The organism is Streptomyces sp. PL-29, assembly GCF_058344425.1.
In genome coordinates this window covers 3,507,696-3,522,263 of the sequence record NZ_CP136996.1, presented here as the reverse complement: position 1 = coordinate 3,522,263, position 14,568 = coordinate 3,507,696, and the positions used below count along the sequence as shown (strand labels likewise).

The following is a 14,568-nucleotide window of genomic DNA, read 5'->3' as shown; positions in this document are numbered from 1 at the left end:
GGTCACCGTTCGGACAAGGCCACCCTGTGCACGTGTGGTCACGGAACGGGCACCCGGCTTGACGTGTGCTTGCCCTGGGGCAGACTGGGCGCCACATGCGCCCGGCCGGAGGCGTGGACGGCACATTCCGAGGGGAAGCAACAGTCATGAGCCAGGACGGCACTCAGGGCCAGTACGCGGGCGGCTCTCTGGCCGGTGGCCGTTACCAGCTAAGGGACTTGCTGGGTGCCGGCGGCATGGCCTCCGTGTACCTCGCGTACGACTCCGCCCTCGACCGGCAGGTGGCCATCAAGACCCTGCACAGCGACCTCGGCCGGGAACAGTCCTTCCGCGAGCGTTTCCGCCGCGAGGCCCAGGCTGTAGCGAAACTGTCGCACACGAACATCGTCTCGGTCTTCGACACCGGTGAGGGCGAGGTGACGTTCGGCGGCGGCCGCCCGGACGACGGTGCCGTGATGCCGTACATCGTCATGGAGTACGTGGAGGGCAAGCCGCTCGGCTCGGTGCTGGACGCGGACATCCGGCAGTACGGCGCGATGCCCGCGGAGAAGGCGCTGAAGGTGACGGCCGACGTACTGGCCGCCCTGGAGACCAGCCACGAGATGGGCCTGGTCCACCGCGACATCAAGCCCGGCAACGTGATGGTGAACAAGCGCGGCGTGGTCAAGGTGATGGACTTCGGCATCGCCCGCGCCATGCAGTCGGGGGTCACCTCGATGACCCAGACCGGCATGGTCGTCGGCACCCCGCAGTACCTCTCGCCCGAACAGGCCCTCGGGCGCGGCGTCGACGCCCGCTCCGACCTGTACTCCGTGGGCATCATGCTGTTCCAGCTGCTGACGGGACGGCTGCCGTTCGACGCGGACTCGCCGCTCGCCATCGCGTACGCCCACGTGCAGGAGGAGCCGGTCGCGCCGTCCTCCATCAACCGGTCGGTGACCCCGGCGATGGACGCGCTGGTGGCGCGGGCGCTGAAGAAGAACCCGAACGAGCGCTTCCCCACGGCAGCGGCCATGGGCGACGAGGTCGCGCGGGTGCTGGGCTCCGGGCAGACCGGGGCTCCGGTCATCGTGCCGGGCCAGGGGCCGCTGAGCAGCGGCGCGGGGGTGTCCTCCGCCGTGTTCCCGCCGGTGGAGTCCGGTTTCCAGGCCCCGCCGCAGTCGCTGCAGCAGCCGTACCAGGCTCCGCACGCCCCGACGCCCGCCCCGCACGCCCCGACGCCCGCCCCGCACGCCCCGACGCCCGCCCCGCACGCCCCGACGCCCGCCCCGCACGCCCCGACGCCGGCCCCGTACGCCCCGACGCCGGCCCCGCAGCCGCACGCGCAGGGCGGCTACGCCTACCCGCACGCGGCCCCGCCGCAGCAGGGCTACGCGCCGCAGACGCCGCCCCCGTACACGATCTCCCCGGCGGGCGGGGCGGGCACGTCCGGCTCCGGTGGCGGCGGCAAGCGGAACACGCCCGTGGTCGTGGGGGCGATCGCGGTGGCGGTGCTGGCCGTCGGCGGCCTGATCGCGGCGATCTCGATGAACGGGGACGACAAGGGCGACACCACCGCCGATCCGGGCAGCTCGGCGTCCGCGTCCGCGAAGGCCGGCTACAAGGGCCCCGACGTCACCCGCACGATCGACCCGAAGAAGTGCTCGGAGCCCACGAAGCACTACAGCGAGGCCGGCAAGTACCAGGCGCCGGACCTCAAGTACAAGAACGTGTTGTCCGTGAAGGCCTGCATCCAGGCCTCGGGTGGCAAGTACACGATCGTCGAGAAGGACGAGGCCGTGTACGGCAAGGACACGGTGCTCAGCCAGTCCCCGGCCGCCGGCGACAAGATCGACAAGGAGGGCACGGAGTACACGCTCACCGTGTCCACCGGCAATCCGGAGTAGGCCCGCGGCAACCGCGGGACAACCGGCCCGCACGACGACCACCCGCACGACACACCGGCATCCCGAGCACCCACCAGGGCGCCCGGGATGCCGTTTTTGCCCCACTATGTAAATCTGAGCGCGTATCGCTGACCCCAGCGAGCACGCCGGCGCTCGGGACGGGAGGGGCTCCCCGTGATCCAAGGCTTCCGTCCTTCGCGCTGGCTGGCGTGCGCCGCGCTGGCCGCCGCCGCCCTCGCGCCCGCCGCCTCCGCGTACGCAGGCCCGCCCGCCCCGGCCCACCCCGACCGCACCCCCGCCCACCGCACGCCCGTCCACCGCGTCGCACCGTCCACGGACCGGGCGGCGCACCTCGCGGCCGCCCGGACCGAGGAGGCCGACGGGGGCGACGACGCCCGCGAGGAGCTTGCGGGGAGCGCCGCCGGGGTCGGCCGCGAACGGCCCGGCCGGCCGGCCGGAGAGCCCGCCGACCCGGAGCTGCTGATCGCCTCCCGGCCACTGCCGGTGCACCCCCGCACCGAGCCCACGCCGCCGGCGCCGCCCCCGCCCTCGCCGCCCGTGCCGCCACGCCCCACCGCCGCCCCGACAGCGCGTGACGCCGTCACCGTCCTCGGCACCGAACCCAACGACCGCGCCGCCGACCTGGCCGCGCACATACTGCCGCTGGGCACCGGATTCGCCCTGATGGGGCTGGGGCTGGGATATCTGGGCGTGCGGCTGCGGCGGGGAGCGTAGCGCCGTCCTCCTTCCTCCGTCCCCCTTCCGGCGTACGCCCCGGGATGGTTGCCCACCGTGAACATACTCGGTATACATACCGAGTATGTCGATCCGTCACGGGCTGCTCGCCCTCCTGGAACGGGGCCCTCGGTACGGCTCCCAGCTGCGCACCGAGTTCGAATCCCGGACCGGCTCCACCTGGCCCCTCAACGTCGGGCAGGTCTACACGACCCTGGCCCGGCTCGAACGCGACGGCCTCGTCGCACCCGACGGCGAGGACGCCGCGGGGCACACGCTCTACGCCATCACCGACACCGGGCGCACCGAACTGCGCCAGTGGTACGAACGCCCCGTCGACCGCGCCAACCCGCCCCGGGACGAACTGTCCATCAAGCTCGCCATGGCCGTGGGCGCCCCGGGCGTGGACATCCGCGCCGTCATCCAGTCCCAGCGGCACGCCACCATCCGCGCGATGCAGGACTACACCCGGCTCAAGGCCACCGCCCTGGCGGCGGTCGAGAGCGGCCGGTCCGGCGAACGCGACGACGTCGCCTGGCTGCTCGTCCTGGAACAGCTCATCTTCCAGACCGAGGCCGAGGCGCGCTGGCTCGACCACTGCGAGGCCCGGCTCGTCCGGCTCTCCCTGCCGGCCGACCGGAGAGCCGCCGCGCCCGAACCGCCCCAGGCCGCAGCCGAGAACCCGGCCCCGACCACCGCCCGTTCCCGCACCGCCCGCACGCGGCGCGCCTGAACCGCCTTCCCAGGGGGGATCCTCCATGCCCGACCAGCGCCAACCCCGGCAACCCGTCCTGCAGTTGGAGCGGCTCGTCCGCACCCACGGCAGCGGCGCCACCGAAGTGCACGCCCTGCGCGGCATCGACCTCGCCGTCCACCCCGGCGAACTCGTCGCCGTCATGGGCCCCTCCGGCTCCGGCAAGTCCACGCTGCTCACCCTCGCCGGCGGCCTCGACGTCCCCACCAGCGGCCGAGTACTGGTCGAGGGCACCGACATCACCACGGCGAGCCGCACACAGCTCGCCGCGCTGCGCCGCCGCAGCATCGGCTACGTCTTCCAGGACTACAACCTGATCCCGGCCCTCACCGCCGCGGAGAACGTCGCCCTGCCGCTCGAACTCGACGGGACCTCCGCCCGCAAGGCCCGCGGGGCGGCCCTCGCGGCGCTCGCGGAGATGAACCTGGGCGTCCTCGCCGACCGCTTCCCCGACGAGATGTCCGGCGGCCAGCAGCAACGCGTGGCCATCGCCCGCGCCCTCGTGGGCGACCGCCGCCTCGTCCTGGCCGACGAGCCCACCGGCGCCCTCGACTCCGAGACCGGCGAGTCCGTCCTCGGCCTGCTGCGCTCCCGCTGCGACGCGGGCGCGGCCGGGGTCCTCGTCACCCACGAGCCGCGCTTCGCCGCGTGGGCCGACCGCGTGGTCTTCCTCCGCGACGGCACCGTGGTCGACGAGACCACGCGCAGCCACGCCGACTCCCTCCTGTCCGGGCAGGCGGGCGGCCAGTGATCTCCTCGCTCCAAGGCTGGTACCACTCCTGGGTCGCCGCCGTGCGCATCGCGCGCCGCGACGCCTGGCGCGCCAAGGGCCGCAGTTCCCTGGTCCTCGCGATGATCGCCCTGCCGATCGTCGGCGTCAGCGCCGCCGACCTCACCCTGCGCAGCGCCGAGCTCTCCCCCGACCAGGCCGTCAGCCGCGTGGTCGGAGCCTCCGACGCCCGGGTCAGCACCTCGTACGCGGGCAAGGCCATCTACCAACTGCCCGACGGGTCACGCTACGTACCGGTCGGCGGCTACGACAGCGCCGACGTTCCGACGGAACCCGAGAAGAAGTCCCCGGAGCAGGTGGCCGCCGGGTTCCCGCCCGGAAGCAGGATCCTGAAGGACTCGGCCGGCTACGGCAAGGTCCGCACCCGGCACGGGCTGCTCGACACCGACCTGCGCGAGATCGACCTGCACGACCCGCTGGCGAAGGGCCTGGTCACGCTCGACCGCGGCCGGCTGCCCGAGCGGGCGGGCGAGGTCGTCGCGACGAACGCCTTCCTGGACAACTCCGGCCTGTTCGTCGGCTCCTCGGTCACCCCGCGCGGCGCCACCTCCGCCTACAAGATCGTCGGTGCGTACGAGTTGCCGAGCGAACTCGGCAAGGTGCAGGTCATCGGCCCGCCCGGGAGCCTGATCGCCCCCCTCGACCAGGCACTCCAGGCCTCCGGGGGCACCGGGTTGCACCCGGATGATTCCTATCTGGTCACCGTGGGCGGTGAAGGTTTCACGTGGAACATGGTCCAGGCGGCCAACGCCAGGTCCCTGGTCGTCGTCTCCCGTGCCGTCGCCAACCACCCGCCCGCCGACGCCGACGTACCGCTCTACCGCCAGGAACCCAAGGAGCAGTTCGAGCGCGGCTCCGGCAGCGCCACCGAAATGGCCATCCTGGCCACGGTCGTGGGCCTCGCCATGCTGGAGATCTGCCTGCTCGCCGGACCGGCCTTCGCCGTCGGTGCCCGCCGCTCGCGCCGCCAGCTCGGCCTGGTGGGGGCCAATGGCGGGGACCGCCGTCACGTCCGTTCCATCGTGCTCTCCGGCGGTCTGGTCATCGGCGCCGCGGCCGCCGTCTCCGGTACCGCGATCGGCATCGCCCTGACCGTCGCCCTCCAGCCGGTGCTGGAGGAGCAGCTCGGCAACCGCTTCGGCGACCTGGACTTCCGCCCGCTCGAACTGGCCGGCATCGCCCTGCTCGCGGTGGTGACCGGACTGCTGTCCGCGATCGTCCCCGCGGTCACCGCCTCCCGGCAGACGGTGTTGGCCTCACTGACCGGCCGCCGCGGTGTGCGCAGGTCCAACCGGGTGCTGCCGGTGGTCGGCCTGGTCGCCGTCGCCGCCGGTGCCGGGATCGCCCTCTACGGCAGCGTGTCGGACCTGGGCTCCACCGTCGTGGCGGGCGGCAGCGCGCTCGCCGAGCTCGGCATCGTCGCCCTCACCCCGGTCCTGGTCGGCGTCTTCGGACGGCTCGGCCGCCGGCTGCCGCTCTCCCCGCGGCTCGCGCTGCGCGACGCCGTGCGCAACCGGGGCCGTACGGCGCCCGCCGTGGCAGCGGTGCTGGCCGCCGTCGCCGGCACCGTGGCGGTGGCCACGTACCAGCACAGCAGCGACATCCAGAGCCGGCACGAGTACGTCGCCGACCTCCCGCACGGCACCGGCTCGCTGCTGACCTCCGAGAACGGCGCCTACCGGGACGTGCCCGCCCTGCGCGAGTCCCTCACCAAGCAGCTCCCGGTCGCCCGCCGGGCGGACGTCGACCGGCTGGTCGTCGGCAAGCCGGGCTGCGAGCCGTTCTCCCGGGACCCGGCCTGCGGCCGCGCCGAGATCATCACCCCCAAGGACCAGCGGTGCCCGCTCTACGAAAGCCCCGACCCCGAGGCCTTCAGCGCGGAGGAGGCCCGCCGACTGCGCCAGGACTGGCGCTGCCAGGGCGCCACGCGGGGCACCCAGTACTCCACGGTCGTCGCTGACGAGAAGCTGCTGAGCGTGCTCGCGGTCACCGACCCGGGCTCCGTGTCCGCTCTCCGGCAGGGCCGGGCGGTCGCCTTCGACAAGAGGCAGGTCAAGGACGGCACACTCACCCTGCGGATCGTCACCGGGCCGGACGAGGCCGAGGGCATCGCCGGTCCGGCGAGGGAACCGGTCGGCGTGGACAAGGTCATCCCCGTCCACCTGGTCCCGGAGGGCACCGAGGGATGGGGCATCGAACTGGTCCTGCCCCCGGCTGCGGTGCAGGCCACGGGGCTGACCACGGCCCCGGTCGGCTCCTACTTCGCCCTCGACGGGACGCCGGCCTCCGAGCAGCTGCAGAGGATCGCCGCGGACATCGACCGGATGGGTGTGGACGCCTCCCTGCGGATCGAAGCGGGCTACCAGGGCAACGACAGCCTGGCCCTGCTCGCCCTATCCGTGTTCGCCGGCCTGGTCACCATCGGCGCGGCCGGCATCGCCACCGGACTGTCCCAGGCCGACGCCGAAGCCGACCTGAAGACGCTGGCAGCGGTGGGCGCCCCGCCGCGGGTGCGCCGGACGCTGAGCGGCTTCCAGTGCGGGGTGGTGGCCCTGATGGGCGTCGTCCTGGGCTCGGCCGCCGGGATCCTGCCCGCGATCGGCCTGCGTCTGACGCAGCGACGGGAACTGGAGGCGCTCGCCCAGCGCGCCGTCGAGGAGGGCTACTCCGCGGCGGGCGAGTCCGTGCCGTTCGTGCCGATCGCCGTGCCGTGGGAGACCCTCGCCGGACTGCTCGTCATCGTCCCGCTGGGCGCGGCCCTCCTGGCGGCGCTGGTCACCCGCTCCAGCGGCGCGCTGGCCCGCCGGGCCGCGGGCTGAGCAGGGGGGGGGATTTCCCCGGTCCGGTGCCCCCGTACAGGGTGGATCACGACGGTACGGGGGCACACCGTGTGAGAACGAAGGTGTGCGAGAGAATGACGGCATGGAGATGCCGAGGAGTGAACGGTCGCAGGACAGTCCCCCGCACGTCCTGATCGTGGGACAGGACGGGTCGGCGGTCGGCGACGCCGATGACGAGTCGCGCGAGGTCCCGGTGACGGAAATGGTCGAACAGCCCGCCAAGGTCATGCGGATCGGCAGCATGATCAAGCAACTCCTTGAAGAGGTACGCGCCGCGCCCCTCGACGAGGCGAGCCGGGTCCGGCTCAAGGACATCCACGCAGCCTCCGTGAAGGAGCTGGAGGACGGCCTGGCCCCGGAGCTCGTGGAGGAACTGGAGCGCCTGTCCCTGCCGTTCACCGAGGAGACCATCCCCTCCGAGGCGGAACTGCGGATCGCACAAGCCCAGTTGGTGGGCTGGCTTGAGGGCCTCTTCCACGGCATCCAGACCGCACTGTTCGCGCAGCAGATGGCAGCGCGGGCCCAGTTGGAGCAGATGCGCCGCGCCCTCCCTGCGGGGGGTCCGCACGACGACGACGATGACGGCGGCCACGGCGCGATCCGTTCGGGCCCCTACCTCTAGCCTCCGACCGTCCGCACGAACCACGGGTCCGGGCCCGCGCCCCCAGGGGCGCGGGCCCGCCCGTTTCCCCGGCGCCGCCAGGACGAAGCACCGGCGGAAACAAGCACCGGGCAAGGGCGGCTCCTCGCCGGAAACACCGTCCGCGCATACTCATGGGCATGAGCTACGACGCGATCGTGCTGGCCGGCGGCGCCGCGCGGCGACTCGGCGGGGCGGACAAGCCCGCGCTGAGCGTCGGCGGGCGAGCGCTCCTCGACCGCGTCCTCGACGCCTGCCCGGATGCCCTGCGCACCGTCGTGGTCGGTGGCAGGAGGCCCACCGCGCGTCCCGTGCAGTGGGCCCGCGAGGACCCGCCCGGGAGCGGCCCGGTGGCCGCGCTGGACGCCGGCCTGCGCGGGACCACCGCGGGGCTGGTCCTCGTACTCTCCGCGGACCTGCCGTTCCTGGACCGGGAGACCGTGGCGGCCCTGCTGGCCGCGCCCGACGAACACGGCACGGACGGGGCGATGCTGCGGGACCCCGGTGGGCGCGACCAGCCACTGGTCGCCGCCTACCGGGCCGAACCCCTGCGCCGCGAGGTCGCGCTACTCGCCGCCGAACACGGCGGCCTCGCCGGGCTCCCGCTGCGCGCGCTCACTGCGGAACTGCGGCTGGCTCCCGTCGCGGCCCAGCCACTCGCCGCGTTCGACTGCGACACCTGGGAGGATCTCGCCGCCGCCCGCGCCCGGATCAGGGAGCATGGAACCGTGCTGGACCAATGGATCACCGCAGTCAAGAACGAGCTGGGCATCGACCTTGCCGTCGACACCACGACCCTGCTCGACCTCGCCCGGGACGCGGCCCACGGCGTCGCCCGGCCCGCCGCGCCCCTGACCACCTTCCTGGTCGGGTACGCCGCCGCCCACGCGGCCGCCACCGGCGCCGACCCCGCGCAGGCCGTGGCCGAGGCCTCCCGCAGGGCCGCGGACCTGGCGCTGCGCTGGGCAGCCGAGGCGGAGGCCGATGGCGCCGCCCCCCGAGAGAACGGCTCGGCATGACCCCCGCGAACTCCGCCGAACAGGCCCTGGAGGAGGCCCTGGCCCTGGTCAGCCGCGCCCCCGGGGGCGGCGCCGGCGGCAGCCACCGGGCCGCCGCCTGGCCGCGCGCCCGGGACACCGCCGCCCACGCCGGGGCCGAGATGCGCGCCCGCAGCCATGACGTCCCCCTCGCGGACGCCCTCGGCGAGGTCCTCACCGCCTCCCTGGAGGCGCTGACCGACCTGCCGTCCTTCGACACCTCCGCCATGGACGGCTGGGCCGTGGCCGGCCCCGGCCCGTGGCACGTCAGCGAGGGCGACGGCGTACTGGCCGGCTCCGGCCTTCCAGAGCCCCTCGCCGACGGCGAGGCCGTCCGGATCGCCACCGGTGCCCGGATCCCCGCCGACACCACCGCCGTCATCCGCAGCGAGCACTGCCGCGAGGCGGGCGGACAGCTCTTCGCCGGCCGGCCCGTCGTCACCGGCCAGGACATCCGCCCGCGCGGGCAGGAGTGCCGCTCGGGTGACCTGCTGCTGCCCGCCGGCTCGCTGGTCACGCCCGCGGTGCTCGGACTCGCCGCGGCCGCGGGCTACGACGAGCTGACCACTCGGCCCCGCCCCCGCGTGGAGATCCTGGTACTCGGCGACGAACTGCTCACCGAGGGCCGCCCGCACGACGGGCTGATCCGTGACGCCCTGAGCCCGATGCTGGCCCCCTGGCTCACGCGCCTGGGGGCCGAGGTCATCGGCACCCGGACGCTCGGCGACGACCCGGCCGGTGCGGCCGCCCTGCTGAAGGCCGTCACCACCACCACCGCCGACGTCCTGGTCACCACCGGCGGTACCGCATCCGGACCCGTCGACCACGTCCGCCCCGTACTGGAGAAGGCCGGAGCCCGGCTGCTCGTCGACGGGGTGGCGGTGCGGCCCGGGCACCCCATGCTGCTGGCACGGATCGGCGACCGGGCGGACGGGCGGCACGTGGTCGGGCTGCCCGGAAACCCCCTCGCCGCCGTATCCGGGCTGCTGACCCTCGCCGAGCCGCTGCTGCGCGCCCTCGCGGGGCGCCGCCCGCGCCCGCGCTACACGGCGACCGTGCAGGGCGCCGTACAGGGGCACCCCTACGACACCCGGCTGGTCCCCGTCCGGCTCGACGACGAGCAGGCCGTACCGCTGCGCTACCACGGCCCCGCGATGCTGCGCGGCGTGGCGGCCGCGGACGCGCTGGCCGTCGTACCACCGGGGGGCGCCCGGTCCGGACAGGAGCTTGAGGTCCTCGATCTGCCGTGGGCCTCTGGAGGATGTTTCACGTGAAACTGCCCGGACAGGACGCCATGGCCCGCGGCGCGGACGAGAAGCTCGTCTCGCGGCGCATCAAGCTGCCCAAACGCATCGTCGAGCATCCGCTGCGGCAGGTCGCCAAGCGTCTCCTGATGGCCTTGTTCGTGCTCTTCCTCACGGTCTTCATCGTGTGGCTGGACCGCGACGGCTACCACGACAACGCCAACGAGACGGTCGATCTCCTCGACTGCTTCTACTACGCGACGGTGACGCTGTCGACGACCGGCTATGGCGACATCGTCCCCTACAGCGACAGCGCGCGGCTGATCAACATCCTGCTGATCACACCGCTGCGCGTGCTGTTCCTGATCATCCTCGTCGGTACCACCCTCGAAGTCCTGACGGAACGGACGAGGGAAGAGTGGCGGCTGAAGCGCTGGAGGAAGAACTTGCGCGAACACACGGTCGTCGTCGGCTTCGGCACGAAGGGCCGCTCGGCCCTCCAGACACTGCTGGCCACCGGCGTCTCCAGGGAGCAGGTGGTCATCGTCGACCCCAGCGCCAAGGTCATCGACATGGCCAACGCCGAGGGGTTCACGGGCGTGGTCGGCGACGCCACCCGCTCGGACGTACTGCTCCGTGCCGAGCTCCAGAAGGCCCGTCAGGTCGTCATCGCCACCCAGCGCGACGACACGGCGGTCCTGGTCACTCTGACGGCCCGGCAGCTCAACCGCGGAGCGAAGATCGTCGCCGCGGTGCGCGAGGAGGAGAACGCCCCGCTGCTGCGCCAGTCCGGGGCGGATGCGGTCATCACGAGCGCCAGCGCGGCCGGCCGGCTGCTGGGCCTGTCGGTGCTCAGCCCGAGCGCGGGCACCGTGATGGAGGACCTGATCCAGCAGGGCAGCGGCCTGGACCTGATCGAACGGCCCGTCCGCAAGTCGGAGGTCGGCAAGTCGGTGCGCGACACCGACGACCTCGTCGTGAACGTGCTGCGCGGCCACCGGCTGCTCCCGTACGACGATCCGCACGCGAGCCCGCTCCAGCTGACGGACCGTCTCATCACCATCGTGCGAGCGATTCCGCCCACCGCTCCGAAGTCGACGTTGGGTCCTGCCGAGTAGCCGCGCCGTGGCGTAGCCTCCGGGCCATGCATGCGATCACCATCGAGCAGCCCGGCGGCCCCGAGGCCCTCGTCTGGGCCGACGTCCCCGATCCGGTACCGGGCGAGGGCGAGGTCCTCGTCGAGGTCGCGGCGAGCGCCGTGAACCGCGCCGACGTGCTCCAGCGGCAGGGCTTCTACGATCCGCCGCCCGGCGCCTCACGTCATCCGGGCCTGGAGTGCTCCGGGCGGATCGCCGCGCTCGGGGCAGGGGTGTCCGGCTGGTCGGTGGGCGACGAGGTCTGCGCCCTGCTGGCCGGCGGCGGATATGCGCAGCGGGTCGCCGTACCGGCCGGCCAGCTGCTGCCGGTTCCGGCCGGAGTGGACCTGGTGACGGCGGCCGCGCTGCCGGAGGTCGTCACGACGGTGTGGTCCAACGTGTTCATGGTGGCCGGACTGCGCCCCGGCGAAACCCTGCTGGTGCACGGCGGGTCCAGCGGCATCGGAACCATGGCGATCCAGCTCGGCAAGGCCGTCGGCGCGACGGTCGCCGTCACGGCCGGTGGCCCGGAAAAGCTGGCCCGCTGCAAGGAGCTGGGCGCGGACATCCTCATCGACTACCGCGAGCAGGACTTCGTGGAGGCGCTGCGGGCCGCCACGGGCGGGGCCGGGGCGGACGTGATCCTCGACATCATGGGCGCCAAGTACCTCGCCCGGAACGTGGACGCCCTGGCCGTCAACGGCCGGCTCGCGGTGATCGGCCTGCAGGGCGGGATCAAGGCCGAACTGAACCTCGCCGCACTGCTGGCGAAGCGGGGCGCGATCACCGCCACCTCGCTGCGGGCGCGGCCACTGGAGGAGAAGGCGGCGATCGTCGCCGCCGTCCGGGAGCACGTGTGGCCGCTGGTGGCTGCGGGGCGCGTCCGGCCGGTGGTGCACGCGTCGTTCCCGATGGCGCAGGCCGCCGAGGCTCACCGGGTCATGGAATCCAGCGCCCACGTGGGCAAGCTGTTGCTCACGGTGTGAACCCCGCGCGCCGCGAACGCCGGCGGGCCCGTCTCCCGGCCCCTCCGGGGTTCGCGGACCGGGGCCGGGGGGCGGGAGGCCGGGGGCGGGGACGCGGGGGCCGGATCCCCGATCTTCGAGCCCGCCCCCGGCACGCTCCCTACAGGCTGCGCAGCAGCACCGCCGGGGCTTCCACGCAGTCGGCGACGTAGCGCAGGAAGCCGCCCGCCGTACCGCCGTCGCAGACCCGGTGGTCGAAGGTCAGCGACAGCTGGACCACCTTGCGGACCGCCAACTGGCCTTCGTGGACCCACGGCTTGTCGATGATCCGGCCGACACCGAGCATCGCCGCCTCGGGGTGGTTGATGATCGGCGTGGAGCCGTCGACCCCGAACACCCCGTAGTTGTTCAGGGTGAAGGTGCCGCCCGTCAGGTCGGCCGGGGCCAGCCTGCCCGCGCGGGCGAGCTCGGTCAGCCGCGCGAACTCCGCCGACAGGGACTCCGGGTTGCGGTCCTGCGCGTCCCGGACGACCGGAACCACCAGGCCCCGTTCGGTCTGTGCGGCGAAGCCCAGGTGCACCGCCGGCAGCCGGACGATCTCCCTGGCCGCGAGGTCCACGGTGGAGTTCAGCTCCGGGTACCTGGCCAGCGCTGCCGTGCAGATCCGCGCCAGCAGCGCGAGCACGGAGATCTTGGGTCCGCCCACGGCGTTCATCGCGGCCCGGGCGGCCATCAGCTCGGTGGCGTCGGCGTCGACCCAGCAGGTGGCGTCCGGGATCTCGGCGCGGCTGCGCGACAGCTTCTCGGCGACCGCACCGCGCAGCCCCTTCAGCGGGATCCGCTCGCCCTGCGCCGCCACCGGAGCCGTCGCGGGGGCGGCAGCCGGGGCGGGCGCCCGCAGCGCCGCGAGGGCCGCCTCGACGTCGGCCCGCAGGATCAGGCCCTCCGGCCCCGAACCGTGCAGCGCGCGCAGGTCCACCCCGCCGTCCCTGGCCAGCTTGCGCACCAGCGGCGAGATGACCGGCACCGGCCCGGCGGGGGCCGCGGGAGCGGCCGGAGCCACCGCGACCGGAGCCGGGGCAGAGGCCGGAGCCGGGGCGGGGGCGGGGGCCGGGGCGGGGGCGGGGGCCGGGGCGGGCGCCGACACCGCGGCGGTGACGGGTCGCACCCGCCGCCGACGCGCCGGGCGCGAGTGGTCCGAGCCGTAGCCGATCAGCGGCCGGGGCGCCTCGCCGGAACCCTCGGCCTCCGCTCCCTCCGCACCCTCCGCGGCCCCGGCGGGCAGCGACTGCGCGCCCACCGCGACGGTGATCAGCGGGGCGCCGACCGGCAGCTCCTCGCCCTCCTCGCCGAAGCGGGCGGTGACCACACCGCCGTACGGGCAGGGCACCTCCACCATCGCCTTGGCCGTCTCGACCTCGACGACCGGCTGGTCGATGGCGACGACGTCGCCCACCGCCACCAGCCACCGCACGATCTCGGCCTCGGTCAGGCCCTCGCCGAGGTCGGGCAGCTTGAATTCCATTACCTGCGCCATCAGTTCTCCCACTGCAGGCGGGCCACGGCGTCCAGGATCCGTTCCACTCCGGGCAGGTGGTGCTTCTCCAGCATCGGCGGCGGATAGGGGATGTCGAAGCCCGTGACCCGGAGCACCGGGGCCTCCAGGTGGTGGAAGCACCGCTCCGTGACGCGGGCGGCGATCTCCGCACCCGGCCCGCCGAAGCCGCCGGCCTCGTGGACGACGACCGCTCGACCGGTGCGGCGTACGGATTCCACGACCGTCTCCTCGTCGAAGGGGACCAGGGAGCGCAGGTCCACGACCTCCAGGTCCCAGCCCTCCTCGCGGGCCGCCTCGGCCGCCTCCAGGCAGACCGGCAGCGAAGGCCCGTAGGTGATCAGGGTGGCGCTCGTGCCCGTGCGCCGGACCAGAGCCTTCCCGATGCCCGGGACGGTGGCCGGCGCCTCGGGCGACCAGTCCGCCTTCGACCAGTACAGCCGCTTCGGCTCCAGGAAGACCACCGGGTCGTCGCTCGCGATCGACGCGCGCAGCAGCCCGTACGCGTCCTCGACGGTCGCCGGAGTGACCACCGTCAGGCCCGGGGTGGCCACGTAGTAGGCCTCCGAGGAGTCGCAGTGGTGCTCCACACCGCCGATCCCGCCGCCGTAGGGCACGCGGATGGTGATCGGCAGCGGCATGGCGCCGCGGGTGCGGTTGCGCATCTTCGCCACGTGCGAGATCAGCTGCTCGAAGGCCGGGTAGGCGAAGGCGTCGAACTGCATCTCCACGACGGGCCGCAGCCCGTACATGGCCATGCCGACGGCCGTGCCCAGGATCCCGGCCTCCGCGAGCGGGGTGTCCGTGCAGCGGTCCTCGCCGAACTCCTTCGCGAGGCCGTCCGTGATCCGGAAGACACCGCCGAGCGTCCCGACGTCCTCGCCCATCACGTGGACCGTCGGGTCCTCCGCCATCGCGTCGCGCATCGCCCGGGTCAGGGCCTGCGCCATCGTCGCGGGCTTGGCCCCCGTCTTCGCGGACTTCGC

12 protein-coding genes are annotated in these 14,568 nt (G+C 73.9%); 10 read left to right on the top strand and 2 right to left on the bottom strand.

Annotated features, from left to right (window positions below):
• Positions 1–146 precede the first annotated feature (146 nt).
• The 10 genes from R4Z63_RS16140 to R4Z63_RS16095 all read left to right on the top strand — a co-directional run bounded on the left by R4Z63_RS16140 (position 147) and on the right by R4Z63_RS16095 (position 12,048).
• A complete protein-coding gene (locus R4Z63_RS16140; protein WP_491522556.1) occupies positions 147–1,886 on the top strand; it encodes a Stk1 family PASTA domain-containing Ser/Thr kinase in 1,740 nt (579 codons plus the stop codon).
• 174 nt (positions 1,887–2,060) lie between these two features.
• Complete coding sequence (locus R4Z63_RS16135) at positions 2,061–2,621, top strand: hypothetical protein (protein WP_384448134.1); 561 nt, start codon at positions 2,061–2,063, stop codon at positions 2,619–2,621.
• An 85-nt stretch (positions 2,622–2,706) separates the two neighbouring features.
• Positions 2,707–3,354, top strand: coding sequence for a PadR family transcriptional regulator (locus R4Z63_RS16130; protein WP_384448131.1), 648 nt, complete (start codon positions 2,707–2,709; stop codon positions 3,352–3,354).
• 25 nt (positions 3,355–3,379) lie between these two features.
• On the top strand, positions 3,380–4,126 hold the full coding sequence (locus R4Z63_RS16125) for an ABC transporter ATP-binding protein (RefSeq protein WP_384448128.1): 747 nt from the start codon (positions 3,380–3,382) through the stop codon (positions 4,124–4,126).
• 101 nt (positions 4,127–4,227) lie between these two features.
• A complete protein-coding gene (locus tag R4Z63_RS16120) occupies positions 4,228–6,984 on the top strand; it encodes an ABC transporter permease (protein ID WP_384448256.1) in 2,757 nt (918 codons plus the stop codon).
• Positions 6,985–7,087: 103 nt separating this feature from the next.
• A complete protein-coding gene (locus R4Z63_RS16115; RefSeq protein ID WP_037920550.1) occupies positions 7,088–7,627 on the top strand; it encodes a bacterial proteasome activator family protein in 540 nt (179 codons plus the stop codon).
• A 158-nt stretch (positions 7,628–7,785) separates the two neighbouring features.
• Positions 7,786–8,664, top strand: coding sequence for an NTP transferase domain-containing protein (locus R4Z63_RS16110; protein WP_037921366.1), 879 nt, complete (start codon positions 7,786–7,788; stop codon positions 8,662–8,664).
• Positions 8,661–9,956, top strand: coding sequence for a molybdopterin molybdotransferase MoeA (locus tag R4Z63_RS16105; RefSeq protein WP_078556293.1), 1,296 nt, complete (start codon positions 8,661–8,663; stop codon positions 9,954–9,956). Before R4Z63_RS16110 ends, R4Z63_RS16105 begins: the two co-directional genes overlap by 4 nt.
• Positions 9,944–11,044 (top strand): potassium channel family protein, encoded by a 1,101-nt coding sequence (locus R4Z63_RS16100; protein ID WP_037921362.1) that lies wholly within the window; start codon positions 9,944–9,946, stop codon positions 11,042–11,044. The genes R4Z63_RS16105 and R4Z63_RS16100 overlap by 13 nt, the downstream gene beginning before the upstream one ends.
• A gap of 26 nt (positions 11,045–11,070) precedes the next feature.
• Positions 11,071–12,048 (top strand): NAD(P)H-quinone oxidoreductase, encoded by a 978-nt coding sequence (locus R4Z63_RS16095; protein ID WP_384448123.1) that lies wholly within the window; start codon positions 11,071–11,073, stop codon positions 12,046–12,048.
• Positions 12,049–12,187: 139 nt separating this feature from the next.
• Here R4Z63_RS16095 and R4Z63_RS16090 read toward each other — a convergent pair whose 3' ends face one another.
• On the bottom strand, positions 12,188–13,564 hold the full coding sequence (locus R4Z63_RS16090; RefSeq protein ID WP_384448120.1) for a dihydrolipoamide acetyltransferase family protein: 1,377 nt from the start codon (positions 13,562–13,564) through the stop codon (positions 12,188–12,190).
• Positions 13,564–14,532, bottom strand: a complete 969-nt coding sequence (locus R4Z63_RS16085; protein ID WP_172671323.1) for an alpha-ketoacid dehydrogenase subunit beta — start codon at positions 14,530–14,532, stop codon at positions 13,564–13,566. The genes R4Z63_RS16090 and R4Z63_RS16085 overlap by 1 nt, the downstream gene beginning before the upstream one ends.
• Positions 14,533–14,568: the final 36 nt, after the last annotated feature.

What these genes read in the sequence shown, in the direction of transcription:
- R4Z63_RS16130 (WP_384448131.1), top strand. Translation starts at nt 2,707, where the DNA reads ATGTCGATCCGTCACGGGCTGCTCGCCCTCCTGGAACGGGGCCCTCGG.
- R4Z63_RS16085 (WP_172671323.1), bottom strand. Translation starts at nt 14,532, where the DNA reads ATGGCGCAGGCCCTGACCCGGGCGATGCGCGACGCGATGGCGGAGGAC.
- R4Z63_RS16115 (WP_037920550.1), top strand. Translation starts at nt 7,088, where the DNA reads ATGGAGATGCCGAGGAGTGAACGGTCGCAGGACAGTCCCCCGCACGTC.
- R4Z63_RS16095 (WP_384448123.1), top strand. Translation starts at nt 11,071, where the DNA reads ATGCATGCGATCACCATCGAGCAGCCCGGCGGCCCCGAGGCCCTCGTC.
- R4Z63_RS16100 (WP_037921362.1), top strand. Translation starts at nt 9,944, where the DNA reads ATGTTTCACGTGAAACTGCCCGGACAGGACGCCATGGCCCGCGGCGCG.
- R4Z63_RS16125 (WP_384448128.1), top strand. Translation starts at nt 3,380, where the DNA reads ATGCCCGACCAGCGCCAACCCCGGCAACCCGTCCTGCAGTTGGAGCGG.
- R4Z63_RS16105 (WP_078556293.1), top strand. Translation starts at nt 8,661, where the DNA reads ATGACCCCCGCGAACTCCGCCGAACAGGCCCTGGAGGAGGCCCTGGCC.
- R4Z63_RS16140 (WP_491522556.1), top strand. Translation starts at nt 147, where the DNA reads ATGAGCCAGGACGGCACTCAGGGCCAGTACGCGGGCGGCTCTCTGGCC.
- R4Z63_RS16090 (WP_384448120.1), bottom strand. Translation starts at nt 13,564, where the DNA reads ATGGCGCAGGTAATGGAATTCAAGCTGCCCGACCTCGGCGAGGGCCTG.
- R4Z63_RS16120 (WP_384448256.1), top strand. Translation starts at nt 4,228, where the DNA reads ATGATCGCCCTGCCGATCGTCGGCGTCAGCGCCGCCGACCTCACCCTG.
- R4Z63_RS16110 (WP_037921366.1), top strand. Translation starts at nt 7,786, where the DNA reads ATGAGCTACGACGCGATCGTGCTGGCCGGCGGCGCCGCGCGGCGACTC.